Origin of the sequence: Pseudomonas sp. UBA5706 (genome assembly GCF_002419965.1) — a bacterium.
Taxonomy (GTDB): domain Bacteria; phylum Pseudomonadota; class Gammaproteobacteria; order Pseudomonadales; family Pseudomonadaceae; genus Aquipseudomonas.
Genome location: NZ_DIHC01000030.1, coordinates 22,432 through 47,661, shown reverse-complemented (window position 1 = coordinate 47,661; position 25,230 = coordinate 22,432). Strand labels below are relative to the sequence as shown.

Sequence of the window (25,230 nt, the reverse complement as noted above, 5' to 3'; positions counted from 1 at the left end):
GAATGCAAGATCAAGCCTGCAGGTAGACCACATGGGTGTGAGTGTATTCATACAGGCCGTGCTTGCCGTCTGCACCGCCAACACCGGATTTGCGAACGCCTGCATGAAAGCCTTGCATGGCTTCGAAGTTTTCCCGATTGATGTAGGTCTCGCCGAAATCGATCTGGCGAATGGCATGCATGGCCTTGCTCAAGTCGCGGGTGTACAGGGAGGACGTCAGCCCGTACTCGCAGTCATTGGCCAGGGCGATGGCTTCGTCCAGGTCATCGACGATCTGGATCGGCAACACCGGACCAAACACCTCCTTGCGCATGATGTCCATCTCGGCGGTGCATCCGGTCAGCACTGTCGGCTGAAAGTGAAAGCCTTGGCCGAGATCGGCGATCTGGCCGCCGGTGATCAGCGACGCGCCTTGCTCCTGGGCTTTTTTCACCTTGGCCGCGACGCTTTCCAGCCCTTGGCGGTTGATCAGCGGGCCCATCTCCACCGACGCATCGGCCAACGGATCGCCATAGCGCGTCGCTGCCATCGCGGCGCTGATCCGGTCGATGAATTGATCGGCCATCCGGCGTTCGACGTACACCCGTTCCGCGCAGTTGCACACCTGGCCGGTGTTGATGATCCGCGAGTCGCGGATGGCGTTGACTGCCAGATCCAGGTCCGCGTCGGCCAGCACGATGGCAGGCGCTTTGCCGCCCAACTCAAGGTTCAGCTTGGTGATGTTAGGCGCCGCAGCACTCATGATTCGCGCGCCGGTTTCCACGCTGCCGGTGAAACTGATCATGTCCACTTGCTGATGCGTCGTCAGTGCGGCTCCCACTCGGCCATCGCCGCTGACCACGTTGAATACGCCGGGTGGAAGATCCACTTGCGCGACTAGCCGCGCGAACTCGAAGCAGTTGTTGGGGGTTTCCTCGCTAGGCTTGATCACGATGGTGTTGCCGGTTACCAGCGCCGGAGCCATTTTCCGGGCGATCAGGAAGAACGGGAAATTCCACGGCAGAATCCCCGCGACCACGCCCAACGGTTTGCGGAACATGAAGATATTTTCGCCGGGACGGTCGCTGGTGATGATCTCGCCTTCGATGCGCCGGGCCCACTCGGCCATGTAGTCCAGATAGTCGGCGGTAAAGTTCACCTCGACCTCGGCCAGCCCATAGATCTTGCCCTGCTCCAGAGTGATGGTGCGGGCAAGGTGGGCGACGTTTTCCCGCAGCTTGCTGGCGATCTTGCGCAGGTAGCCTGCGCGGTCATTGGCCGGGCGGCGGCCCCATGCCGCTTGCGCCGAGCGTGCGGCGGCCAGGGCACGATCAACCTCGTCGGCGTTCGAAGCCGGAACCCGGGCTAGCAGGGCGCCGGTGGCCGGGTTGAGCACCTCGAAATGCTCGGCGCTCTGAACGAACTCGCCGTTGATGTAATTCTGGTAAACCGGTGCTGAGGTCATGGTCTGGCTCCTTTGCAATCAGTAAGTCTTCGATGCCGGGCGTTGTTCGGTGTCGCGATAGCGCGCCAGATTGCTCAGCGCGGCCTGGCGCATCAGGCTGATGTCGATCGCCACGGCGATGAACTGGCAGCCCCAGCGCTGATAGCGACGTGCGTCTTCTTCGGCAGGGGCCAGAATGCCGCTGACCTTGCCAGCGGCGAGGGTGGCATCGATGGCGTGGCGGATTTTTTCCTGTACCTGGGGATGGGACGGATTGCCGATGTGCCCCAGTCCGGTGGACAAATCCGCCGGACCGATGAACACCGCATCCACGCCCTCGACGGCGGCAATTTGCGCCACGTTGTCGACGCCGGTGCGTGACTCGACCTGCACGATCAGGCACAGCTCTTCATGCGCCGTATTGAGGTAGTCAGGTACAGCGTCCCAGCGGGTGGCGCGGGTCAGGCCGCCGCCGACACCGCGGATGCCATGGGGCGGATAGCGCGTGGCCTGCACCAGCGCCCGCGCCTGGTCTGCGGTCTCGACCATGGGAACCATCAGGCTCTGGGTGCCAATGTCCAGCAACTGCTTGATCAGCACCGGGTCGTGACCGACGGCGCGCACGATCGGTGCCGTGGGGTAGGGTGCGGCGGCCTGCAACTGGGCGAGAATCGACGGCACCGTGTTGGGCGCGTGCTCACCGTCGATGAGCATCCAGTCATAACCGAAGCTGGCCGTCATCTCCGCGCCATAACCGCTGGCCAAACCTGCCCAGATGCCATAGAGCGGTTGGTTTTTAGCCAGCGCGGCCTTGAACGTGTTGCGGGGCATTTTCATGGTGGGGTTCCTGTGCAATCGAAAGTAGCCAGTGTGCGCAACGCGGCGAACGCTGCGCGATCAATGCTGGTAAGGGCGATGCAGCTGACATTCCGGGTTAAGGGTCACGCCAAAGCCCGGTTGATCGAGTCTGGACAGGCGCATGCGACCATTCTCGGGCACTGGTTCGCCCAACAGCTGCGGGTGGAACATGGGCACGACCTCATCGGCCTTCGGCGCCATCATCAGAAATTCGGCGAACGGGCTGTTGGTGCGCGTGGCGACGAAGTGGTAGCTGTAGACCGATGAACCATGGGGTACGACCATCGCGCTGTGGGCGTCGGCCAGCGCCGAGATCTTGAGCAGTTCGGTGATGCCGCCGCACCAGCCGACGTCCGGCTGGATAATGTCGCAGCAGCCCATTTCCAGCAGCATGCGAAAGCCCCAGCGCGTGGCTTCATGCTCGCCGGTGGTGACCTGCATGCCAGTGGGAACGGCTTTCTTGAGCGCGGCGTAGCCCCAATAATCATCTGGCGACAATGCCTCCTCAATCCACTTGAGCCCGAACGCCTGCGCGCCGTGGGCCAGCCGGGTGGCGTAATTCAGGTCCAGGCTCATCCAGCAGTCGAGCATCAGCCAGAAATCCTTGGCCACCCGCTCGCGCATCACTGCCAGTTCTTCGAGGTTCTTGCGCAGGCCCTCTTCGCCTTCGGCGGGGCCGTGGTGCAGCGGCAGCTTGCCGCCGATGAAACCCATCTTTTGCGCCAGGTCGGGACGTGCGCCGGTGGCATAAAACTGCAGCTCATCGCGCACCGCGCCGCCGAGCAGCTGGTGCACCGGCTCTTTACGCACTTTGCCGAGCAAATCCCACAGCGCCAGGTCAATACCGGAAATGGTATTGATCACCAGGCCCTTGCGCCCGTAGTACTGGGACGCAAAGTACATCTGGTCCCAGATGCGCTCGATATCGGTAACCCTGGCGCCTTCGACGAAGCGCGCCAGGTGTTTCTCCACGATGTACGCCGCCGGCTCGCCGCCGGTGGTGACGGCAAAACCGACATTGCCTTCGCAGTCTTCAATCTCGACCACCAGCGTGCCCAGCACGTTGATGCCGAAGCTGCGACGGCTCTGGCGGTACTCGGCATATTTGCTCATGGGCGTGGCGATGTGGTCGTCGATCCAGTGGCCGTCGCCTTGATCGTGATAGTCAGCGCCACCACCGCGAAGAACGAAAGCACGCACGTGTTTGATGGTAGGAGTGGCCATGATTGATTCCTTTTGCTCAGAGCTGGAAGGTGGGTTGCGGGTGAGGCGTTGCCGCACGGGGAGGGCGAATGCCCATCACCAAGACAGCCGAGATCAGGGTCGTGATGGCCAGCAGGTAGAGGCCGGCCGCCGGGGAGTGAAAAGTCCCTTCGGCCCAGTTTTTCAGGATCGGCGCGATAAACCCGCCCAGGGCGCCAAAGGCGTTGATCAGGGCGATGGCGGCGGCTGCGGCGGAGCCCGCGAGAAAGCTGGCGGGGAAGGTCCAGAACACCGGTTGCACGGCGATGAACCCCGACGCCGCGAAGCACAGCGCCAGAATGCCCAGCAGCGCACTGGTGAATGTGACCGACGCGGCAATGCCCAGACCCGAGACCAGCAGCGTCAGGGCTGCTACTGCGCGGTGCCGGCCGGTGCGGTCGGCCAGGCTCGGGATCTTCCAGGCGGCCAGCAATGCACACAACCACGGCACGGCGCTTACCAGACCGACCGTCAGGCCGACCTTGGTCCCCAGTAACCCGGCGACCTGTGTCGGCAGATAGAACACCACCCCATACACGCTGGCCTGGATCAGCAGATAAATCAGGCACAGGTACAACACGGCAGGTTGTGACAGGACCTTGAGCAGGCTGCCGTGGGACTGCTTGTGGCTGTCCTCGGCATCAAGCACCGCTTGAAGTTGCGTACGCTGCGCGGGGGTCAGCCATTTGGCATCGGCAGGTCGGTTATCCAGATAGAAATAAGCCCAGATGCCGACAGCCGTGGCCATCAACCCTTCGACCGCAAACAGCCATTGCCAGCCGTGGGTGCCCAGCACGCCGTCCAGTTCCAGCAGCAAACCCGACAGCGGGCTGCCGCAGATAAAGGCCAGCGGCGCGCCGAAGTAGAAGAAGCCCATGGCTTTACCTCGGGCCGCGCCGGGAAACCAGTAGGTCAGGTAGAGGATCACGCCGGGGAAGAAACCGGCCTCAGCCACCCCCAGAAGGAAGCGCAATACATAGAAGCTGGTTTCGGTATGGGCGAAGACCATGGCCGCAGAGATCAGGCCCCAGGTCACCATGATCCGGCACATCCACAAGCGCGCGCCGACCTTGTGCATGATCAGATTGCTGGGGACTTCCAGCAAGGCGTAACCGGCGAAAAACACGCCAGCGCCGAAGGCGAACGCAGCGTCGCCAATGCCGGTATCGGCCTGAAACGCCTGCTTGGCAAAGCCGACGTTGGCCCGGTCCAGGAACGCCATGATGTACATCAGCAACAGGAACGGCAGCAGCCGCCAGGAAACCTTGCGCAGCAAGGACACAGGGAGAGGGTTCACGTCAGTTTCCTTTTTGGAATTATTCGACTGCGTATTTGCTGAAAAAGCGTAGGGGTTACAGGCGCCTCAACAAGAAGTGGGGACTGGGCGTCGAAAGGAACAACCGGGAGGCGTCGTAGGCGATGGCGACAGGCAAGCAGGGGAGAACGTCATGTCATGCACCTCGATGGGTGGGTTTTCTTGTGGGACAGACTCTACTGCGTGGCTTTGATGCCTGACTAATCGAATTAAGCTTATAGTTGATACCTTCAGGTTATCGATCAGGAGAGCAGCATGAGTGTCGAGCGATCCCCGCAGCAACTGTTCAGCCGTCTGCGTTACAAGCATCTGCAGATGCTGGTGGTGCTGGGCTCAAGCCTGAACATGCACCGTGCATCGTTGAGCATGAACATGTCGCAGCCGGCAGCGACCCGCATGTTGCAGGAAATCGAAGACATGTTCGGTTGCGAGCTGTTCGAGCGGCTGCCACGGGGCATGCGGCCCACGGCGCTGGGTCGCGAGCTGTTGCGCTTTGCCGAAGCCGCCCTCAGTGGTCTGGACCGTGCGGCCGCAGACCTTGCAGCACGCAAGCAAGGCGGGTACGGCTACCTTTCCATCGGCACGATCATGGGCGCCGCGCCTGACCTGGTGATGAAGGCCGTCGCCGAAATCAAGAGTCTCAACCCACAACTGCGGATTCGCATCATGGGCGACACCAGTGACCAGGTGGTTCAGCTGCTGGAGCAGGGGCGCGTGGACATCGCCGTCACCCGGCGCAACCCGGCCAATGATCGTGAGCATTATGAATTCGAGCCGCTGGGTAACGAACGCCTGATCGCCGTGGTGCACAGTGGCCACCCGTTGGCCAGACGACGCAAGCTGCAATGGCAGGAACTGGTCAGGGACTGGCCGTGGATTCTGCAACCGGAAACCAGCCCTGCGCGGATTGCGATCGAACAGGCGTTACAGCGTCTGGAACTGCCGATGCCAGCGGACATCATCGAATGCAGTTCGGTGTATTCGATGCAGCAACTGGTGCAATTGACCGACGCACTGATGGTGCTGTCCGAATCGGCAATGCGCGACTACCTGAAGATGGGCCTGGTCAAGGCGCTGCCCGTGGCACTGGATGCGCAGATGGCGCCTTTTGGTCTGCTGCGGCGCAAGGATGAACCGGTGAGCCGCGAGTTACAGCATTTCATCGACCTGCTGCGCAAGCGTGCGCGGGAGTCCTGTTGACCTGTCTTCACAGCCGCAGGCAATACCGTAAGGGTATCGTTGCTAACCCAAAATCGATTAGTCACGTATCGCAGCTGCCCCTACAGTCTGTTGCTAATAACAACAAATCTGGACGCAATCGAGCATGACTGCTGACCGTTACACCGGCCCGATCATCGATAGCCACATCCATCTCTTCGACGCGTCTCGGCCTGAGGGTATTCCTTGGCCTGAGCAGGGGCATCCACTGCACGGCGCAGCACTGCCGGACACCTACTGGCAGCTCGTTCAGTCCCACCCGATCATCGGCGCCATCGTGGTAGAAGCCAGTCCCTGGCGGCGGGATAACCACTGGCTATTGGCAACCCTGCGCCAAAGCCCACGCTTGCTGGGGTTCGTCGGCAACCTTTCTCCGCTCGACGCAGCGTTTCATCAGGATCTGGGCGTGCTGGAAACCGAGCCGCTGTTTTTGGGCTTGCGCTATGGCAACCTCTGGCAGCGCGACTTGCTGGACGACCAGAGCCGGCCCGGTTTCATCGATGCGATGCGGCGGCTGGCGGCATCCGGTCGCACGCTGGACAGCGCCAATCCCGATCCGCGCCTGATCAAGGGGCTACTGCGCCTGACCGATGCCGTGCCGACTCTGCGAATCGTCGTTGACCACCTGCCCAACGCGGCTGTGCCCGAGGGGCAACTGGCTGAATTTCAGCGTGACGTATTCGCCTTGGCCGAGCGACCGAATGTCTACGCAAAGCTTGCGGAAATACCCCAGCACACTGCCGGCAAACTGGTGACTGACCCAGAGTTCTACCGTCATCGGCTGGCTTATCTGTGGGAAGCGTTTGGCGAGCATCGCTGCTTTTTCGGCAGTGACTGGCCCAACAGCGATTCAATCGCTGACTTCGACAGTACCTTGCAGTTGGTCAGGCAAAGCGTGGCCGACAAGCCGGTATCGGTGCAGGAGAAGTTCTTCCTGCACAACGTCGGTAACGCCTATTCGCTGCCCGCTTTCCCGGAGCCAAACTGATGCCTGTCCGTGCCTTTCGAATGTCGCTCAATCCCGGCCAGGCCGAGGCCTACCGCAGCCGCCACGAGCAGATATGGCCCGACCTGGTCGCCGCGTTGCGTGCCGCCGGGGTGCTGGATTACCGAATATTCCTCGACCCCGAATCGCTTGCACTGTTTGCCGTGCTGACCCATGAAGACGAGCACCTGCTGGATCAGCTGCCGCGCCTGGCGGTAATGCAACGTTGGTGGCAGCACATGCAGTCGATCATGCCCAGCCACCCTGACGCCTCACCCATCGCGATCGATCTTCAACCGATGTTCAGCCTCAATCGGGACTGAGCCTGGCACTTGGTTTTCGGCGACGCCCATAACAATAAAAGGACATACAGCGTGGAAGTCATTCTGCTCGGCGTATTGCTGCATTTCATTGGAGGCGCGTCTTCCGGCAGTTTCTACATTCCGTACAAGAAAGTGCGCGGCTGGCATTGGGAAAGTTACTGGATCACAGGCGGCCTGGTTTCCTGGTTGATCGTGCCGCTGATCGCTGCGCAACTGACCGTGCCGGGATTCGTCGACATCCTGCGCCAAGCCGACATGAGCACATTGTTCTGGACTTACCTGTTCGGCGTTTTGTGGGGCATCGGGGGGCTGACGTTCGGCCTGACCATGCGCTATCTGGGCCTGTCTCTGGGCATGTCGCTGGTCATGGGGCTGACCTCGGCGCTGGGCGCTTTGATGCCGGCTCTGTATCGCGACCTGTTCACCGACGCCACGGCGGGCACCTTGAGCCAGATGATGACCCGTTCGAGTGGCAACTGGGTCCTTTGGGGCGTTGCGGTTTCGCTGGTGGGCATCGCCTTGTGCGGGCGCGCCGGGGTGCTCAAGGAGCGGGAGGTCTCGGCAGAAACCAAGTTCGCCAGCGTCAGTGAGTTTTCCCTGAGCAAGGGCGCGCTGGTAGCAGTGATTTCAGGCGTGCTCAGCGCCTGTTTCAGCTATGGCATTTCAGCGGGCCGTCCCTTGGCCCAAGCCGCTGTCGCCCATGGTGCCAACAGCCTGTTTCAGAACAACGTGACCTTCATGGTGATCATGTGGGGCGGGTTGTCCACCAATGCCCTCTGGTGCCTGTGGCTGAACCTGCGCAATCGCAGCTTTGGCGACTACACCAATACGCAAATGCCGCTGCTGCGCAATTACCTGCTGGTGGCCAGCGCTGGAACGCTTTGGTTCCTGCAGTTCTTCTTCTATGGCATGGGCGAGACCCGACTGCACAACGACGCCAGTTCCTGGGTCCTGCACATGTCTTTCATCATCATTGTGTCCAATTGCTGGGGTTTGTATTTCCGCGAATGGCAGGGCACCAGTGCGTCCAACAAGGGCGTGCTGGTGGCGGGCATCGCAGTGATTCTCGGCGCCATTGGCATGGTCGGTTATGGCAACTATCTAAGCTGAATCCGCGGCCGATTCCTGGCTTCGTTCATTAAGGAGTTTTTATGTTATTGGCAGGCAAAACCGTCATTATCACCGGCGCCTCTCGTGGTATAGGTCGCGCGGCGGCCAGGGAATGCGCACGACAAGGGGGGCGGGTGGTCATCGGCCACAGTGGTAGCGCCCAAGGCCGCGAAGCGGCACACGGCCTGATCGAGGAAATCGCAGCCTTCGACGGCCAAGCCATCGAAGTGGGCAGCGACGCCGCCGATCCGGATACCGGCGAGTGTCTGGTCGCTGCGGCTGTCAAGGCCTTCGGCACTGTCGATGTGTTCGTCAACAATGCCGGTATCTGTCCGTTTCACTCATTCCTCGACATGCCCCGCGAGGTTTATCTGAAGACCGTCAACACCAACCTGAATGGCGCCTACTTCGCGGTGCAGGCGGCGGCCAACCAGATGAAGAACCAAGGCAAGGGCGGTGCGATCATCGCCGTCAGTTCGATCAGTGCGCTAGTGGGCGGCGGCATGCAGACCCACTACACCCCCACCAAGGCCGGGCTGCACTCGCTGATGCAGTCCTGCGCCATTGCATTGGGGCCGTACGGTATTCGCTGCAATTCGGTGCTGCCGGGCACGATCGCCACCGACATCAACAAGCAAGACCTGGCCGACGAGGAGAAACTGGCCTACATGATCTCGCGCATGCCGTTGGGCCGCTTGGGTGAGCCGGAAGATGTCGCCGGGCCGATCGTGTTCCTGGCCTCGGATATGGCCAGGTACGTAACCGGTGCATCGTTGCTGGTTGATGGTGGCCTGTTCGTCAATCTGCAGTAGCACCTGTTGGATGGGGGATTGGATGGGGCTGACCGCAGGCTCGATCTCGGCACCTAATGTCGCAGCTGCCGCCAGGCCAGCGTTTGAAGAGCACTTCTGACAGGATCTGCTCCAGCCGGCCGCCCTTGATCCAGAGCGGTTACGGCATCCACACAGGGTTTGCGCTGAATCACGCCGCCTAGCGCATGCGGCGTATCGTCAACCGCGGTTGCGCGACACGATGCTGAGGAATCGTGCAGGCTGTGTAGCGCCGTAGTAGGCGTGGGGAATCGAGCCGTCGAAATAGACACTGTCGCCCTGACTCATCTGCAGCGGCGCATAGTCCTGCATGAAAAACACGATGCTGCCTTCCAGCACTAGCAAAAACTCTTCTCCCTGATGCCCTTCGAGCGCGCGCAACCCGGTGTCCGGCACTGCGTCGACGATGGTCGGCTCCATGCTCTTGGTGGCTAGCTCCGCGCCCAACCATTCGTACACGCCGCGCGCCGTGCTGTGCATCACGCCTGCACCCGCGCGGTTAACCACCCTGCAACCCTTTGCAAATCGCTGCTCTTCAGTGCCAAGCATGTCGGCCCACCGGATTTCCAACGCTTCACACAGGCGTGCCAGCACCGCGTAAGTGGGCGAAATCAATCCGTTCTCGATTCTCGAAATGGTCGAAATCGAAACCTTGGATTTCTCGGCCAGGCGGGTCAATGACCATTTCAGGCGTTTGCGCTGCATCGCGATCATCGGCCCCGGCTCATGAATCGGTTCGGAGGATGTCGGCGTAACCTCCGACGGTGCTGCTTCCAACGGTTGAGCGTTCGTGGGGGGCGCCGCTTTGGCGCGTGGGTGATCGCTCATGAAAAAACGTCCTATTGCGGAGTTAGAGGGGAAGAGGGCGGCCGGCAGGGATTTTGCATTCTTTTGCACATTATCTCAATAAAGAAAAATATTTGCATTTATGCAAAATCGGTTATAGATTTCATCTCGCCAACACAAAACCAATCAGCTTCACCGCCTCATTGTTCAGCCTGCCCGCTGTTGTTCGACGTTCGCGCTCGTCATCGGACAACGTAACCAGTCCATCACTTCTCCCTGGTAGGTGACACATGACCTCAGATTCGATTCTCTTGCAACGTGGCCTTTCCCGTCGTGCACTGCTCAAGGCATCAGGCTACGGTGCTGTCGCCTGTGTGGCTGCAGGCATGCTCGGCCGCGTGCCAGGCACTTTTGCGGCCGGAGCGCCGATCAAGACTATTCGTTCCGGTTACCTGACAGCCGCGTGCATGGGCGACATGCCGCTGGGCGCCGTACGCGACGGGCAGCCGGTGGGTACCGATCTGGAAATGCTCAAGCTGATCGCTGATCGACTCGAGCTCAAGCTGGACATCTTGCCCATGGGCTTTCCGGCCGTGATCGAGGCGGTGCGCTCCGGTCGTGCGGACTGGTTCGGCGGCAATTTCGCCTGGAATCCGATGCGTTCGAAAATCCTGCTGCTGACCGATCCGGTGTTCTACACCGGGGCCTACATCATCATGCGCGACACCGAGCCGTTCGCTGCCAGCATCAGCGCCGATGACCTCAAGGGCCGCACGCTGGGCAGCAATACCGGCTATTCGGTGGTCCCGGACATGAAGAAGATCCCCGGCGTAAAGGAGGTCAAGCTCTACGACAACTCCGACGCCTGTATCCGCGACGTGGTTGCCGGGCGCCTGGATTTCGCAGTGCTGGACGCGCCAACCATCGATTACATGATCCTGCAGAATCCCGGCATGAAGCTCAAACAGATCCCGATTGCCTTCGATGAGCGCTACCCCAACCTGACCGGCAAGTTTCAAGCGATCTGGGGTATCTACCCGCAAAACAAGGACTTGTTCGACGCGGTCAATCAGGGCGTACGCTGGCTCAAGTCCACTGGCCAGATCGCCCCCATCCTCGCCAGGTATGGCATCAGGAACCCGGACTACCTGGTACCGACCCCGGTCGATCCGCGTCTTGACGTCGACCGCGATGCCCAGGGCAATCTAATCGGCCCATTCGCGCATCCGTCACGCGATTTCAGCCAGGCGTACAGCTGATCCGTCGCTGTCTTCGATAGTCGCAAAAGGGCTTCGCTATGTCTTACACAGTCCCTCCCGCCTTCGCGGGGCAGCCGCTTGTGCGCATTCAGGCGCTGCACAAATCGTTCGGCCGGATCGAGGTGCTCAAGGGTATCGATCTCAACGTTCTGCCCGGCCAGAAAGTATCGCTGATCGGCCCAAGTGGCTCAGGCAAGACCACCTTGCTGCGCTGTATTAATTATCTGGAGCAACCCACCAGCGGTGACGTCTATATCGAAAATCAGCTGATGGGGCAGCGCCAGGTGGGCTTGCGGCGGGTGCCATTGCGTGACGTGGAGTTGGCGCGAATGCGTGGCGCCATTGGCATGGTGTTTCAGCGTTTCAACCTTTTCGCGCACCTCACCGTGCTGCAGAACATTACGCTCGGCCCGCTGAAGGTACAGGGGCGCCAGGCTGCTGAAGTGACGGATCAGGCCCGCGCGTTACTGGCCAAGGTTGGCTTGCACGGCAAGGAGCGGGCGTATCCGGACCAGCTTTCCGGTGGCCAGCAGCAGCGCGTGGCGATTGCCCGGGCGTTGGCGATGGAGCCCAAATTGATATTGTTCGATGAAGCCACCTCGGCGCTGGACCCGGAATTGGTAGGCGAAGTACTCGGGGTGATGCATCAACTGGCGGAAGAGGGCATGACCATGATCATCGTCACCCATGAGATGCGGTTTGCCGAGCAGGTCAGCGATCAGGTGGTGTTCATGGCGGACGGGCGTATTGTCGAGCAGGGCACGCCGGTGCAGGTGTTCCGCGAAAGCCAGGTCGAGCGCACGCGTGCTTTCCTGCGCGCTGTGCAGGAGCGCTGATTCATGGCGTTTATGAGCGAATGGGAACACGCCGCAAGCTTGTTTCCGTACTTCCTCAAGGTGCTTGGGCTGGGCGCGTTGAGCACCGTTGGCCTGACCGCCGCCTCGTTCGTGGTGGCCATGCTATTAGGGTTCGCCCTGGCATTGATGCGCCTGTCACGACATCTGTGGCTGCGGTCCCTGGCCAGCGTGTACCTGGAGCTGTTTCGGAACGTGCCGATCCTGACCCAGCTGTTCATCCTGTACTTCGGCCTGACGCGTCTGGGTTTGACGCTGCCGGCCACTGTCGCGGCGATCATCGGTTTCGGCCTCAATGGCGCGGCGATTCTCTGCGAAATCTTTCGCTCCAGCATCAACAACGTGGACCGAGGGCAGGGTGAAGCGGCTTGGGCCATCGGCATGACCCGACGCATGGCAATGCGCATCATCATCCTGCCTCAGTCCGTCAAGTTGGCCTTGCCTGGCCTGTCCAACTTTGCGATCAGCCTGTTGAAGGACACGTCGCTGGCCTCGGCTGCTGCGGTTCCGGAACTGGCCTTCAAAGCACGCATGCTGGTCAGCGAAACCTACCAGACCAACCTGATTTACCTGATGGTCGCGGTCATCTATCTGGGGCTGAGCCTGGTGCTGGCACGTGTGGGCAATCGTGCCAAATTCCGGCTGCGCAGAGGGCATTGAGATGACCTATTACGAGCTCTGGCAAGCCTGCCGCGAAGAACTGCTCAGTGCCGCCTGGTCGACGCTGCAACTGGCACTTGGTGCGCTGATCATCGGTTTGATCGTCGGGATGCTGGTGGCGCTGCTGCGCATGAGCCCAAAACGCCAGTTCAGCCGACTGGCAACGGCGTACGTCGAGCTGTTTCGCGGCACCCCGGCGCTGGTGCAACTGTTCATCCTCTACTTCGGCCTGACCACCGTAGGCATCGAATTCAGCTCCTTCCAGGCAGCGATGATCGGGCTGGGCCTCAATGCATCGGCCTACCTCAGCGAGGTCTATCGAGCGGGCATCGAAGCAGTGCCCAAAGGCCAGTTCGAGGCCGCGCAGACCATCGGCATGTCGCACTACAAGACATTGCGCTGGGTGGTCCTGCCACAAGCAATTCGCGTGGTCCTGGCACCGATCGGTAACGTCGCGATTTCACTGCTCAAGGACACCTCGGTTGCTTCACTGATTGCCACGCCCGATCTGATGCTGCGCGCTCAAGACCTGAGCTCGGTGTACTTCATGCCGCTGGAAACCTATTTGATCGTAGGGGCCCTGTATTTCGTGCTGTGTTTCCCACTGTCGCTCGCGGTGCGGATGCTGGAGCGCAAAACCTTAAGATGATCCGCCCACCCCAACCAAATGCATAACCCCAAGCCAATCCTCAACCTAAGCAGGAGTCAATATGCGTAACGTGATCAAAACCGGTCTGCCCGATGGATCCTCACCCGTGGAATGGGCCACTGTCGGCGGCAAGACCCTTTACACCGCGAGCATCCCGATCTACGCCGATGGCAGCATTGAAACCGGCGACATCGCCGCCCAAACCAGGCTGACACTGCAGAACCTCAAGCAGACCATCGAAGCGGCCGGCGGCAGCATGGACGATTACACCCAGCTGCAAGTTATCCTCACCGACAAGCAATACTTCGAAGGCATGAACGCGGTGTATCGCGAATTCTTCAGCGTACCGTTCCCTAACCGCGCAACGATCATCGCCGACCTGATGGTGCCGGGCGCGAAGATCGAAATCATCGCCAACGCCTACCTGGAACAATAAAACCATGACCGCCACGATCATCATCGGCGCCGGGGTCATTGGCGCCACGACTGCATGTTTTCTCGCTCGGGAAGGGTTGTCGGTCACCGTTCTGGACAGTCAGCCGGCGCCGGGCATGGAAACCAGTTTTGCCAATGGTGGTCTGCTGGCGGCCAACAGCGCGTTGCCCTGGTCGTCCCCAGGGACCCCGCTGCAGCTGCTCAAATGGCTGGGGCGCGAGGATGCGCCCATGCTGTTACGCCCTTCGGCAATCCCTTCACTGGGCAGCTGGGGGCTGAAGTTTCTCGCCAACTGTCGCGACAGCAAATACCGCGACACGGCCAATACCCTGACCCGTTTCGGTCAACGCAGCCTGCGCTTGATGGACACATTGCTGGCGCGTGATGCCATGCAGTTTGACCTGGGCCGCGGCGGCTTTCTGGAGATTTTCAAGGGCCCGGGCGCCCGGTCCAGCGCCGAGGCCTTTGCCACGCTGCTTGAGCGCATGGGCGCTACCGTCAGGCGGCTCGACCGGCTGGCTTGTGTCGCACTCGAACCTTCGCTGATGCCCATCGAATCGAGCATCGAAATCGGGCTATGGTTGGAAAATGACTGCTGGGGCGACGCGCATAAATTCACCCGGGAAATCGCCCGGGTGGCCACAGCAGAGGGTGTGCATTTCCAGCATGACACCCAGGTCACCGGGCTTGAGGTCAAGGCCGGAAAGATCATCGGCGTGCGGCTTGCCGGAGGTCGACTCGATGCCGAACGGGTTATTGTCTGCGGCGGCGCTGCATCACCCATGCTGCTCGCGCCTTGGGGCGTAAAGTTGCCTCTGGCACCGGTCAAAGGCTATTCCCTGACGTTGAACCGCGACGAGGCAGGTGTCGCGCCGACCCGACCTATCGTCGATGACCACGAGCATATCTGCGTGACGCCGCTGGGCGACCGCTTGCGGGTGGCAGGTACCGTCGAGTTTGCCGGTAACGACCGCACATTGCGCGAATCCAGGGTCAACAACCTCAAGCAGGCGTTGAGCAACCTGTATCCGCAGATCCGTATGCCGGTCGAGGTTAATGCCTGGTGCGGCCTGCGGCCGATGACCGTCGATGGCTTGCCATACATCGACGCCGCGCCGGTCGAGAACCTGTTCATCAATACCGGTCATGGCGCGTTGGGCTGGACGCTGGCGTGTGCCAGCGCTGAGCGCATTGCCCGGTTGGTCACAGGCCGCTATGCGCCGAATGTCGGGGCGTTCAAGTTGCAGCGACGGGTGATGTGATGGCGTCTTCGGCGATGTGGTCGCGACAGTGTCGAATTCGCGAATGATGCCATATGGGCAAAGTTGCCCCTTGGGCATCGGCGACACGCCCATAGGGTCGGGCCACCAGCGCGATGCGCGCCAGGCGCTGAATTCGGGGCACCCAATCAAAACGCCCCGGCAGCGTCCTTCTCGACCTGTTCCTTGACCGGCACCAGATCCGCCGTAGCGGCGAGCGGCGTATTAAACGGAAAGCGCCGCTGACGGCGGTCATCTGAAACACCGGGCGGCGATCAAACAGGTTCATGACGCTTTCTTCAGGGCCTAGGTTTGAAGGCTCAAAACCCCGCCCGGCGAGCCTTCAGGCCATGCGGTCCGTTCATGTCACTTAGGCCATGGTTCTGTTCCGAACCCCGCTGCCGAACGCGCAGTACGGCCTTGCCGTGCACATGCTGATTGGCGAGGTAGGCCAGCGCCTTGGCCGCCTCGCGCAGTTCGAAGGTCTGGTCGATCATCACGGTGACCCGACCGTCCGCGACGTACTTGGCAATCGTGCTCAGCTCAGCTCCATCGGGACGGGCGGTGAAACGCATGCCTGTCTTACCCTGAGCCTGTGGATGGGTCAGCATGAAGACGTTGGTGCAACCGGCGGGACAGACGGCTATCCGCGTGACGTCGGCCCCGCTGTATGCGAGACCATGCCGATAGCCCGGGTGAAAGTCAGCCTTTGGACGTCGACGGATCCGCGCTGCGCGGGTAGGTGCGCTCTTCCTGGATAGTGCCGTCTTCCTTATGAATCTTTACCGAAGCGGTCTTTGCATCCAGAAATTCGCTGGCCAGCTTGATGATCTCGGCCTTGGTTTCGGCGGTTTTCGAAGCGCGCTCTGCGCCTTGTTTGGTCAGCGCCCAACCCTTGTCGGTCTTGGTGATGTGGTAGTTGTCCATGGTGTGCCTCCTGATGAGTGAAAGGGTGCATCGGTGCAGGGTGAATGTGCCATATTACGCGCCGCTCCAGTTATTGAAGGCCGACGCGGCGGCGCATCTCGGCGGTGATGGTTTGCCGCGTCTTCGGCAGGTCCGCCCACGGATCGCTCGGCAGCTGATCCAGGCGCTGGCCAAGGTTACGGATGTTCCAGCTATTGGCGCCTTCGATCTGTAGCAATTCCTCACGAAAGATCGGTACGGACACCGGCAGGCCTTCCCGCGTGCGTACCGAATACGCGCTGATGGTGGTGGCGCCCAGCCCATTGCGCAGGTAGTCGATAAAAATGCGTCCGACGCGATTCTTGGGCCCGGAGACCGCTGAAAAGCGATCGGGCAAAAGCTTGGCGATGTGTTTGACGATGGCGTGGCTAAAGTCCTTTACCGCATCCCAATCGGCTTTTGGCGTAAGCGGCACGACCAGGTGGATGCCCTTACCGCCACTGGTTTTGAGAAAGGTCGTCAAACCCAGTTCGTCCAGCACAGCCAAGGTCAGCTGTGTGGCCTCCACCATGCTTTTCCATGGCAGTGCGGGGTCGGGGTCCAGATCGAGGACAAAGCGGTCGGGACGCTCCAGGTCCTTGGCGACCGCATTCCAGGTGTGAAGCTCCATGGCGCTCATCTGCACCGCCCCAATCAACGCTTCGATGTTGTTGATCAGCATCACCGGATGGCCGGTGTATTCCTTGCCCATGGTTTCGATGCCGGGAATTGCCAGGCGATCGGCGTTTTTCTGGAAGAACAACTCGCCGCCGATGCCTTCCGGCGCCCGCACCAGCGCCACAGGTCGGTCCGCCAGTTGCGGCAGTAACCAGTCGGAAATCGCGATGTAGTAATCGGCCAGATCGCGCTTGGTCGCGCCGCTCGTTGGGTCGATAACCCGTTCCGGATGGGTGAGGCGGATCTTTCCGGTGGTCGCAACAGGTTCTGTTTTTTCCTGTCGGGATGCAGCCTTGGTGGGCGGCGGGGCCTTCACACGGGCTGCCCGAGTGCTTTTGCGTGGGGCGGTCTCGTCGGCAACGGGAGGCGCAGCAGGGCGCTCCTCGGTGATCGATGTCGCCGGTTTATCCGTGCGCAAGCCCTGGAAAACCGCATGCCTGACAGAGCCTTCCTGAGTGATTTCGGCAAATGCCACTTCGGCCAGCAGCTTGGGTTCGAGCCAGTGCACGCCCTTTGCCTCGAAGCCTGTGGGTGGGTTGACCACTGCCGGCGTTTTGCTTTCCAGCGGCTGAAGCTGGGCGTAAATCGTGTTCAACGTCTCTTCGTTGAACCCCGTCCCGACCTTGCCTGCGTACTTCAACTCACCACTGTCGGCGTCGTGCAGCCCCAACAGCAACGCGCCGAACTTGCTGCGCGCCCCCTTAGGGTCGCTGTAGCCGACCACCACGAATTCCTGCCGACGCTTGCACTTGAGTTTGATCCAGTCATCGCTGCGCCTGGAAACGTAGGGACTGCCAACCCGCTTGCCGATCAGGCCCTCCATGTTCATCTGACAGGCGCTGTTGAGCAGCGCGTCTGGCGTCTCGCCAAAGTCCTCGGAGAACCTCAGAAGCGCGTCCTCATTGCTTTCCAGTACTTTAGCCAACGCCGCTCGGCGTTCTTCAAGCGGCACTTCACGTAGATCCATCCCGTTCAGGAAGGGCAGGTCGAACAGGTAGTAAACGATGTTGCTACTGCGCTCGGACTCGAAGGCGTTTTGCAGCGCCTGAAAATCCGGCACGCCATCCTCGTTGGCGACCACCATTTCCCCGTCCAGCCAGGCAGACTCCAGCCCCAGTTTGGCGATGGCCTGCGCCTGTTGCGCGAGTTTATGGGTCCAATCGTGGCCATTGCGGGTAAAGAGCTGCACCTTGCCCTCAGCGACGCGGGCCATGACGCGATAACCGTCGAACTTGATTTCGTAGCGCCAGTCACCCTCGGGCGCGGACTCGACCAGCGTCGCCAGTTCGGGTTTGAGAGTCTCGGGCAGACCCGCCTGCTGCGCCTGCGTCAACGTACTGCTTGCAGCCTGCTTCTTGTTGGGCGCAGGGCTTTTCTTCACCGGCTTCGGGTCAGCTTTGGCCGGTAGTTTTCTGGTCTTGGATTTGCTGGCTTTGGCAGGTTTCTGTGGATCGCTGATACGGATCCACGTCGGCGCATGATCGCTGGGGTGGGATTCGCCCCTCACCCAGGCATCCACGCCGGCGTCTTGAAGGTGCGGGGCGAGGGCGGGATTGAGCAGCAAGTGGTCGATTCGCAGCCCTGAATTCTTTTCCCAGTGCTGGCGGAAATAATCCCAATACGTGTAAATCCGCTCTTCCGGGTACAGGTGTCGCAGGGAGTCGAGCCAGCCTTGCGACAGCAGCCGCTCATAGCAGTCGCGGCTTTCCGGTTGCAGCAAGGCATCTTTCAACCATGAGCGCGGGTTATAGATGTCTTCATCGGTCGGCACCACATTGAAGTCACCGGCAAGCACCACCGGATGATCGCTGTCCTGCAGGGTTGCGGCATGCTCGATCAGGTGCTCGAACCACCGAAGCTTGTAGTCGAACTTCGGCCCTGGTTGTGGATTGCCATTGGGTAGATACAGGCATGCCACCACCACTCCGTGGGCAGCTGCTTCTATATAGCGCGCCTGGGTGTCCTGCTCTTCGCCAGGCAAGCCCTTACGGATCAGCAAAGGCTCGGCGTCGCGCGCAAGGATGGCCACGCCGTTCCACGACGTCTGGCCTAGATGCAACGAGCCATAACCCGCCGCTTCCAGGTCACTGGCCGGGAATGCCTTGTCCGGGGCCTTGAGTTCCTGCAAACAGACGATGTCAGGCTGCTCACGTTCCAGCCATTGCAGCACATTGGGGAGCCTGGCACCGATGCCGTTGACGTTATATGTCGCGATCTTCAGGGTTTTCATCCCGGGGCCTTCGTTTTGCCGCAAGCGTGTTCATCAGAGGCGCAGGCGCGCAAACAGTTCGCTGTTTGTCATCTGGATTCACCGTTGGCGAAATTCATAGAACCACGCCGTCCGGTCGCCCTCGAACCATCAGGCCTCGACTGATTCGCGGCCATTGGAGGCGCATATGAACAGTGAATTTCCATCGGAAAACATCATTCCCGGTCTACCGCTTGAGCCTGGACGACCCAACATCATGCCGGCCGAAGAGGGGTTGAAGCCGTCCAAGGATGGGGAGGGGCCTTTCGCCGGTGACGACGCAGCGCTTGAAGAAGAGGACATGCTCGATGTTGAGGTCAACGACTCGGTGAGCGAAGAAAACCCGCCCCATAATTGAGCAGCACGCGGGAAACCGCCGTCGGCGCTCGGCAATTCATTTGCATTCGGTTTACGTGAATTGACGCGTCTGCGTCATTTCTATCCACGTGAGTGCATGAGCGCCGCTTATATCAGGAGCCCTTGATGAGTCTGATCACCGAGCAACTTCCAGAACGCCGCCGTTTCCTGCGCATCACCGGTTCGGCCGTGGCCGCCGCCAGCTTACTGGGCTGGGCTTCGCAAGCCAGTGCCGCGCAGCCCGCTGGCGCCTCCATTGGCCAAACACCTCATAAGCCTGCTGCTAACCTTCCGGCAGCGGTCAAACTCCCCGCGATGCAGGAGGACAAGACGGAAAAGTCCGAGATGCCGGTGCAACTGGGCAAGGACGCAAGGCTGGGTCTGGCCATTGTCGGGCTGGGGCGCCTGAGCCTTGAAGAGATCATGCCGGCGCTGGCCAGTTCCAAACGTTGCCGGGTCACTGCGTTGGTCAGCGGCGACCGCGACAAGGCCCAACGTGTCGCGGCGATGTACGACATTCCCGAGTCGTCGATCTACAGCTACGAAACGTTCGATCAGTTGCGCGATAACCCTGATGTCAACGCGGTGTACATCGTCTTGCCTAACGCGCTGCACCGAGAGTTTACGGTGCGCGCGGCGCGGGCAGGCAAGCACGTGCTGTGCGAAAAACCCATGGCCACCTCGGTCGCCGATTGCCAGGCCATGATCGACGCGTGCAAGGCGGCCGACCGCTTATTGATGATCGCCTACCGCATTCAATACGAACCGCTTAATCGGCAAGTGAAGGATTGGGCACGCGACGGGAAAACCCTGGGCACGATCAAGCTGATCGACATGGCCAATTGTCAGAACCAGTCCAAGGAAAACGTACACCAGTGGCGCCACGTGAAAGCCCTGGCCGGTGGCGGTGCACTTCCCGATATCGGCCTGTACTGCCTGAACACAGCGCGCTTTTTACTGGGCGAAGAACCGGTGGAGGTGTCGGCCAGTCAATACAGCAGCGAGGGCGACCCGCGCTTCAAGGAAGTCGAGGAGGCCATCCTCTGGCAGATGCGCTTCCCCAGTGGCGTGCGGGTGCAATGCTCATCGAGTTACGCCACGTTCACCTCCAAGCGTTACCGCGTATTGGGTGATAGCGGGTGGGCCGACATGGACCCGGCATTTTCCTACGAAGGCCTGCAGCTCAAGCGCAGCCGCATCGCCAGCGACACCGACGAATTCATCGCGCCAGGCGTCGAGCAGATTTCGACCAAGGTCAAGAACCAATTCGCCCTGGAAATGGACCATTTCGCTGAATGTATCGTGAGTGGCAAACAGCCGTGGACGCCCGGGGAAGAGGGGCTTCAGGACCAACGCATCATGGAAGCGATTTACGAGTCCGCCCGTATCGGCAAACCGGTACAGCTGGAGCACTTCAAGGGGCCGGACGCTTTTCGGGGCACGCCGCCTGCCAAATCATGAAACACAACGTCTGCAACTCACAGAGGTAACACGTTATGAAAACAGTACTTCGCATGGTGATCGGCCTCAGCTGTGTAATAGCCCTGCACGGGTGTTTCAACAATGACCAGAATCAGGACAAAGGCAAAGACCAGTCCAAACCGTCGCTGCAAATGCAACAGAAGGACGATAAGCAGTAAGCGTGTGCTGCGCATGCAAAATGACCGCTTCAACTGACGGGAATCAGTGAGCGGTCATCGCTTGAATCGGCTGCACAGCAATCTACGGCTTGTCAATCAACTGTTTGATGGTGCCAGTCGGAATACTGACCAGCGCTAGCTTGCCGTTGATTTCGACCCACTGCTCATTCTTGCCTGGCGCGCTCAACTGACGCGACTTCCAGTCCTTTACGGCCAGGCTCGGACGCTGGTATTCATCCGGAACGTTGTCGCCTTTTTTCAGCTCCGTAATCCCGGCGCCGGGCCTGTCAAGCGTCACGCTGGTTTGCTCGGAAGCGTGGCTCACGCCGCTCGTGATACATAAGGCAAGGAGTGTAAGGCGCAGCACTGCTTTAGTTGCGCCTTGCAACGCCGGCCAGACCGGGACAGATCCCGGACTTGGCCAGAGGGCTGGAGTGCGCCGACTCATGAACCACTGCCGGAGCCGGAAGCGCCGCTGCCTGAGCTGGAGCCTGCACCCGACGGCGACTTATTGCCCGAACTCGAATTGCCGCCACTCCCGGCTTCGCCGCCGGAGCCCGGCAGCGCGGTGCCGTTGGTATTGGCGCCATTCTCCCCGCTGGGTTTGGAACTGCCGCTGGAAGGGCTGCCAGGAGCAGGGGCAGAAGGACCTTGCATGGTTGTGCCGGTGGAGCCGGCGCTGGAACCGTTGGTCGCTGCCATCGAAGTACCGGACAGCGCGCAGGTCAGAGCGGCCAGTGCCAGCGTATAACTCAGTTTCTTATTCATGGGGTAGAGCCTCTTCGTCAATAAACGAGATACAAGGGCTGGCGAATTTGCCAATCGTTGTAGGGTTCTGACTCATCACACCTATGGAAAAGTTTTAAAAAATTGAGGGCGGGCGATGAACGGTTATGACCCGTTCGCTCGCGCACCGTGACTGGCCAATGCCGCCTGGGTTCTGATGGGTTGCTCACACTGGGCGTGGCAACCGGCGAAGGATCCATAGGCATTCAGTTGCAGCTCAACACCCTGATGTGTGTCGCGTGCACATCGTCCACTGGCTGGAAACCGCAGCGTTGATAAAGCGCCGCCCCCTCTGGCGTATCGGTGGAGAGGCGTACGGCCCGGAATTTTTCGACGGCCTGTTCCAGCAACCGACTCACCAAGGTCTTCCCGACGCCTTGGGCTCTCTCTGCGTCAGCCACGTAAAGCCGGCGCAGTCGCCCCATGCCGTGGTCAAGCCAAGGGTCCCGCGACAGGCCTCCTATGGCCACCAACCGATCATCTCTATAGACCGCCATCAGGTACTCGCCAGGCTTGTCGAAACGGTTTAATCCAGATTCCCAATCGGCAATCAACCGCGTAACAAACCTGAAGCCCTGCGCAACGGCCTCGTGTTCCAACCGTTGAATCTGAGCGGGCAGTGCCATGATCTGTTGAATGTCCAGCCTGTTCATTTTCAACCTCGATGCGGTGGCAGGGTGGTCTGTGCAAGGGATGCCGGACTGCTCACTTCCCGACATCACAAGCGTCATTCCCGATTATGAAAGGTTTGCCCGTGGCCGACAGACGCCAAAACCGGCTTGCCTGCCAGCGTTTCAAAGGTAATGCCGTTCGCCGGGTATGAACAGAAGACTGCATTATTGGCTGTTCAGCAGGCCGTCCTGGCGTATGCACTGAGTGCTGACACGTAGCGAAAAATCCTGCGGATGTTGCTTGAGTCACCGCGAAGCTCACTGCTTGCACTCGGCGAGAAGCCTCCTCAGGCCCTTCCAAATCCCCAGGACTGGCCGCCAGGGCAAGCGCTCCACTGGAGTTCAGCTCCTGCGCCGTGCCGTAACCCCAGGTCACACCTATTGCCGGTATGCCGTTCTTGCTGGCCGCGAGCATGTCGTCGCGTTTATCGCCGATCATGAAAGCCGGTGATGCGGGTCGGCTGAGCGACTTGAGTAACAGCCTCAGCGGATCACCTAAGGCTTCGAACGATTCCGGGGGCAGAGTCGAGCAACGTCCCGTCCATGTCGAAGATGAGTGTGGCGGGTCCGTTCACGGCAGCTGTCATCAGTGAGTTGCCTCAACCGTTTCAATCGTCGATGCCGACCTTCTCAGGCTGTACAGCATCAGCGCGCCGCCCACCAAAACGATGATGGCCGAGACGCTCAGCGCAAGGCGATTGGCATTGAACTCGCTGGGTAGCCACGGGGCTGCTTCGCCGTTTGACAACGCCGCAGTAACGCCTGCGGTTGCCAGCACGGAGGCGATCGACAGCACCGGGTTGGACAGTGAGGAGATGCGTCCCATGTACCCCGCAGGCACATGCATTTGCAGCACTGGGCCTTGGGCCACGGCGTAGGTAGCCAAGCACATGCCTGACAGGTACAGGGTCAGCATGGGTACGTAATAGCCGCTGGAGAGGGCGAAGGCCAGGTTCGCCAGCCCCAACAGGAAAAGCGCGCCGCAGGTCAGGGTTTCCGCTCGCAGCCTTCTCGACAGCCAGGTACTGAGCAGCGTGGCTGATAGCCCGCCAAGGGGAAAGGCTGCCATCAGCACGCCGTACGCGGAGGGTTCGAGGGCCAGCGTCTGCATGCCGAACAGCGGCAGGACCGGATTATTGATGCCCAGCGAAATGCCATACAGCGCGGTGCCAAGCATCATTAGGCGGATGGTGCGATGGCTCCACGCCAGGCGCACTCCGGACGCCAGCGCTTGCCAATAGGGTTCACTGGGCACACTGGGCTCGATACGGGCGGCCAGCCCGGTGGTGCGCAGTACGCAGAAAGCCGAGCCAGCAAGCCCCAGGGTTACCAGAACAAACGCCGACATGGCGCCGACCCAGGCGAACAGCAAAGGGCCGAGGGCAGAGCTGAGAATACCCACGCCGCTCAGCGAGAACATCGCCTTGGCGCAGGCTTCGATTCGCCGCTCCTCGGGGATAGCGATCTGCATGATGCAGGCCCGGGCCGGATTGAAGAACTGCGCAGCCGTGGCGTTGATGAGCAGCAAGAGGCTGACGCCGCAAAGCATTTGCCAAGGCGTCAGGTTCGCCCATTCATAAGCAGCCATGAACAGCAATGACGCGAAAATACGCACTGCGTCGGCGATCACCATCACCCGCACGGGGCGAGCGCTGTCAATCCAGGCGCCGGCCAGCGGGGCGATGAAAATGCGCGGCAGTGTGGCGGCGGCGACGGTCAGGCCGATGGCCTGGGGCAACTGCGGATCGCCCGCGAGCAGGTCGCTGACCAGCCAGACCGTCACCACCGCGTTCACCAGAAACTCGCCGAAGGACGACAGCGCTTGCCCTAGCCACAGCAGTAGAAAATTGCGGTTGATGAAAAACGTTCGCAGCATGACTGTCTTCATGGCAGTGGTCCGGCTAAGCGCGCGCGGCTGTGCTGGGCGGGCGATTAATCGCTCAGCGACTGGCCGCAACGATCAGCATCATCGGGCGATGCACTTCATCGGCCAGCGCTGGGCGGTCTGCCAGGTCTTGCGGCGACGGTCCCCATTCGTTGACGTGATCCAGCGTGAAACCGCTTTCGATCAGCAGGTTCAGCAGAGTGCCGAGGGTGCGATGTTGCTTGATCACGCCTTCGCTGAGCCAGTCGGTGCTGCGCGGGCCTTCGATCTGGTAATGGTCGACGGGCCAGGACTTATGGCCTTGCTCATCTATGACCCAGTCTGGCCGCAGGGAGGCCATGAAGATCGGGTGCTCGATGGAGAACACCAGTTTGCCGCCGGGCGTGAGTGCGTCGTGGAGGGTGCGAAATAACCGGCTCAGGTCGGCGATGTAGTGAGACGCCAGGGAGCTGTAGGCCAAGGTAAAACTCGCGCTTGGGAGTTGCAGCAGTTCCAGGTCAGCCAACTGGTAGGTGATGCGTGGGTCCTGACCCTCGGCGACGGCGCGTGCGAGCATCTTTTCCGAGACATCGAGCCCTGACACGCTCTGCGCTCCGTGCTCGACAGCCCAGCGCGCGAACCAGCCATAGCCGCAGCCAAGGTCGACAATTTTTTGCCCCGTCAAGTCGGGCAGCAACCCGCGAAGCGTCGGCCATTCCGGTGCACCGGCCAATCCTTCAACCGAGCGCGAGAGCTGGCTGTAGCCTTCGAAAAAATCGGGGTTGTCGTAGATATTCTGTGCCACGTGTTCTATCCCTCGAATAACAAATCTTGA

At 60.6% G+C, this 25,230-nt stretch carries 28 protein-coding genes; 14 read left to right on the top strand and 14 right to left on the bottom strand.

What is annotated here, in order from left to right; translation table 11 throughout:
* Nucleotides 1–10: 10 nt before the first annotated feature.
* The 4 genes from aldA to B3I26_RS14025 are packed head-to-tail and all read right to left on the bottom strand — an operon-like array spanning nt 11 to nt 4,820.
* Nucleotides 11–1,444, bottom strand: a complete 1,434-nt coding sequence (aldA, locus tag B3I26_RS14040) for an aldehyde dehydrogenase (protein ID WP_296258397.1) — start codon at nt 1,442–1,444, stop codon at nt 11–13.
* An 18-nt stretch (nt 1,445–1,462) separates the two neighbouring features.
* Nucleotides 1,463–2,260 (bottom strand): HpcH/HpaI aldolase family protein, encoded by a 798-nt coding sequence (locus tag B3I26_RS14035; protein ID WP_296258396.1) that lies wholly within the window; start codon nt 2,258–2,260, stop codon nt 1,463–1,465.
* Nucleotides 2,261–2,320: 60 nt separating this feature from the next.
* Nucleotides 2,321–3,505, bottom strand: coding sequence for an L-rhamnonate dehydratase (gene rhmD, locus B3I26_RS14030; protein WP_296258395.1), 1,185 nt, complete (start codon nt 3,503–3,505; stop codon nt 2,321–2,323).
* 16 nt (nt 3,506–3,521) lie between these two features.
* Nucleotides 3,522–4,820: an MFS transporter gene (locus tag B3I26_RS14025; RefSeq protein WP_296258394.1), complete on the bottom strand. Its 1,299-nt coding sequence runs from the start codon at nt 4,818–4,820 to the stop codon at nt 3,522–3,524.
* Between the two features lie 273 nt (nt 4,821–5,093).
* Here B3I26_RS14025 and B3I26_RS14020 point away from each other — a divergent pair, with 273 nt between their 5' ends.
* The 5 genes from B3I26_RS14020 (at nt 5,094) to B3I26_RS14000 (ending at nt 9,286) form a co-directional block, all read left to right on the top strand.
* The gene (locus tag B3I26_RS14020; RefSeq protein WP_296258393.1) at nt 5,094–6,038 is read left to right on the top strand and encodes a LysR family transcriptional regulator; all 945 of its coding nucleotides are present in this window, start codon (nt 5,094–5,096) and stop codon (nt 6,036–6,038) included.
* A gap of 124 nt (nt 6,039–6,162) precedes the next feature.
* On the top strand, nt 6,163–7,044 hold the full coding sequence (locus tag B3I26_RS14015; protein WP_296258392.1) for an amidohydrolase family protein: 882 nt from the start codon (nt 6,163–6,165) through the stop codon (nt 7,042–7,044).
* Nucleotides 7,044–7,364, top strand: a complete 321-nt coding sequence (locus B3I26_RS14010; protein ID WP_296258390.1) for an L-rhamnose mutarotase — start codon at nt 7,044–7,046, stop codon at nt 7,362–7,364. Before B3I26_RS14015 ends, B3I26_RS14010 begins: the two co-directional genes overlap by 1 nt.
* 51 nt (nt 7,365–7,415) lie before the next feature.
* Nucleotides 7,416–8,474 (top strand): L-rhamnose/proton symporter RhaT, encoded by a 1,059-nt coding sequence (gene rhaT, locus B3I26_RS14005; protein ID WP_296258389.1) that lies wholly within the window; start codon nt 7,416–7,418, stop codon nt 8,472–8,474.
* A 41-nt stretch (nt 8,475–8,515) separates the two neighbouring features.
* Nucleotides 8,516–9,286 carry an SDR family NAD(P)-dependent oxidoreductase gene (locus B3I26_RS14000; RefSeq protein ID WP_296258387.1) on the top strand — a complete coding sequence of 257 codons (771 nt, stop codon included), beginning with the start codon at nt 8,516–8,518 and terminating at the stop codon, nt 9,284–9,286.
* A gap of 198 nt (nt 9,287–9,484) precedes the next feature.
* Here the strand turns inward: B3I26_RS14000 and B3I26_RS13995 are convergent, their stop codons facing one another.
* The gene (locus B3I26_RS13995) at nt 9,485–10,132 is read right to left on the bottom strand and encodes a helix-turn-helix domain-containing protein (protein WP_296258386.1); all 648 of its coding nucleotides are present in this window, start codon (nt 10,130–10,132) and stop codon (nt 9,485–9,487) included.
* A 248-nt stretch (nt 10,133–10,380) separates the two neighbouring features.
* Between B3I26_RS13995 and B3I26_RS13990 the strand changes: the two genes are divergently transcribed.
* The 6 genes from B3I26_RS13990 (at nt 10,381) to B3I26_RS13965 (ending at nt 15,209) form a co-directional block, all read left to right on the top strand.
* Nucleotides 10,381–11,349, top strand: coding sequence for a transporter substrate-binding domain-containing protein (locus B3I26_RS13990; protein WP_296258384.1), 969 nt, complete (start codon nt 10,381–10,383; stop codon nt 11,347–11,349).
* A gap of 38 nt (nt 11,350–11,387) precedes the next feature.
* Nucleotides 11,388–12,185: an amino acid ABC transporter ATP-binding protein gene (locus tag B3I26_RS13985; RefSeq protein ID WP_296258382.1), complete on the top strand. Its 798-nt coding sequence runs from the start codon at nt 11,388–11,390 to the stop codon at nt 12,183–12,185.
* A gap of 3 nt (nt 12,186–12,188) precedes the next feature.
* Nucleotides 12,189–12,863: an amino acid ABC transporter permease gene (locus tag B3I26_RS13980; RefSeq protein WP_296258381.1), complete on the top strand. Its 675-nt coding sequence runs from the start codon at nt 12,189–12,191 to the stop codon at nt 12,861–12,863.
* 1 nt (nt 12,864) lies between these two features.
* A complete protein-coding gene (locus B3I26_RS13975) occupies nt 12,865–13,512 on the top strand; it encodes an amino acid ABC transporter permease (protein ID WP_296258380.1) in 648 nt (215 codons plus the stop codon).
* Between the two features lie 61 nt (nt 13,513–13,573).
* Nucleotides 13,574–13,948, top strand: a complete 375-nt coding sequence (locus B3I26_RS13970; RefSeq protein WP_296258379.1) for a RidA family protein — start codon at nt 13,574–13,576, stop codon at nt 13,946–13,948.
* Nucleotides 13,949–13,952: 4 nt separating this feature from the next.
* Nucleotides 13,953–15,209 (top strand): FAD-dependent oxidoreductase, encoded by a 1,257-nt coding sequence (locus B3I26_RS13965; RefSeq protein ID WP_296258378.1) that lies wholly within the window; start codon nt 13,953–13,955, stop codon nt 15,207–15,209.
* A 317-nt stretch (nt 15,210–15,526) separates the two neighbouring features.
* Here the strand turns inward: B3I26_RS13965 and B3I26_RS13960 are convergent, their stop codons facing one another.
* The 3 genes from B3I26_RS13960 to ligD form a co-directional block, all read right to left on the bottom strand.
* Entirely contained in the window at nt 15,527–15,817 is a 291-nt protein-coding gene (locus B3I26_RS13960; RefSeq protein ID WP_296258377.1) for a zinc-binding dehydrogenase, read from the bottom strand.
* Between the two features lie 91 nt (nt 15,818–15,908).
* Nucleotides 15,909–16,133, bottom strand: coding sequence for a DUF2188 domain-containing protein (locus B3I26_RS13955; protein ID WP_296258374.1), 225 nt, complete (start codon nt 16,131–16,133; stop codon nt 15,909–15,911).
* Between the two features lie 70 nt (nt 16,134–16,203).
* A complete protein-coding gene (ligD, locus tag B3I26_RS13950) occupies nt 16,204–19,059 on the bottom strand; it encodes a DNA ligase D (protein WP_296258373.1) in 2,856 nt (951 codons plus the stop codon).
* A gap of 166 nt (nt 19,060–19,225) precedes the next feature.
* On the opposite strand from ligD, the gene B3I26_RS13945 reads away from it, so the two are divergent.
* From B3I26_RS13945 to B3I26_RS13935, 3 genes are all read left to right on the top strand, one after another.
* Complete coding sequence (locus B3I26_RS13945) at nt 19,226–19,435, top strand: hypothetical protein (protein WP_296258372.1); 210 nt, start codon at nt 19,226–19,228, stop codon at nt 19,433–19,435.
* 125 nt (nt 19,436–19,560) lie between these two features.
* A complete protein-coding gene (locus B3I26_RS13940; RefSeq protein WP_296258371.1) occupies nt 19,561–20,895 on the top strand; it encodes a Gfo/Idh/MocA family protein in 1,335 nt (444 codons plus the stop codon).
* Between the two features lie 35 nt (nt 20,896–20,930).
* Nucleotides 20,931–21,074 carry a hypothetical protein gene (locus tag B3I26_RS13935; protein WP_296258369.1) on the top strand — a complete coding sequence of 48 codons (144 nt, stop codon included), beginning with the start codon at nt 20,931–20,933 and terminating at the stop codon, nt 21,072–21,074.
* A gap of 82 nt (nt 21,075–21,156) precedes the next feature.
* On the opposite strand, the gene B3I26_RS13930 is transcribed toward B3I26_RS13935, so the two are convergent.
* The 6 genes from B3I26_RS13930 to B3I26_RS13905 all read right to left on the bottom strand — a co-directional run bounded on the left by B3I26_RS13930 (nt 21,157) and on the right by B3I26_RS13905 (nt 25,200).
* A complete protein-coding gene (locus B3I26_RS13930; protein ID WP_296258368.1) occupies nt 21,157–21,399 on the bottom strand; it encodes an RcnB family protein in 243 nt (80 codons plus the stop codon).
* A gap of 119 nt (nt 21,400–21,518) precedes the next feature.
* Entirely contained in the window at nt 21,519–21,842 is a 324-nt protein-coding gene (locus B3I26_RS13925) for a hypothetical protein (protein WP_296258367.1), read from the bottom strand.
* A gap of 224 nt (nt 21,843–22,066) precedes the next feature.
* Nucleotides 22,067–22,513 carry a GNAT family N-acetyltransferase gene (locus tag B3I26_RS13920; RefSeq protein WP_296258366.1) on the bottom strand — a complete coding sequence of 149 codons (447 nt, stop codon included), beginning with the start codon at nt 22,511–22,513 and terminating at the stop codon, nt 22,067–22,069.
* 52 nt (nt 22,514–22,565) lie between these two features.
* Nucleotides 22,566–23,012 carry an HAD hydrolase-like protein gene (locus B3I26_RS13915; RefSeq protein WP_296258420.1) on the bottom strand — a complete coding sequence of 149 codons (447 nt, stop codon included), beginning with the start codon at nt 23,010–23,012 and terminating at the stop codon, nt 22,566–22,568.
* A 105-nt stretch (nt 23,013–23,117) separates the two neighbouring features.
* Nucleotides 23,118–24,419 (bottom strand): MFS transporter, encoded by a 1,302-nt coding sequence (locus B3I26_RS13910; protein ID WP_296258364.1) that lies wholly within the window; start codon nt 24,417–24,419, stop codon nt 23,118–23,120.
* A gap of 52 nt (nt 24,420–24,471) precedes the next feature.
* Nucleotides 24,472–25,200 carry a class I SAM-dependent methyltransferase gene (locus tag B3I26_RS13905; RefSeq protein ID WP_296258362.1) on the bottom strand — a complete coding sequence of 243 codons (729 nt, stop codon included), beginning with the start codon at nt 25,198–25,200 and terminating at the stop codon, nt 24,472–24,474.
* Between the last annotated feature and the right edge of the window lie 30 nt (nt 25,201–25,230).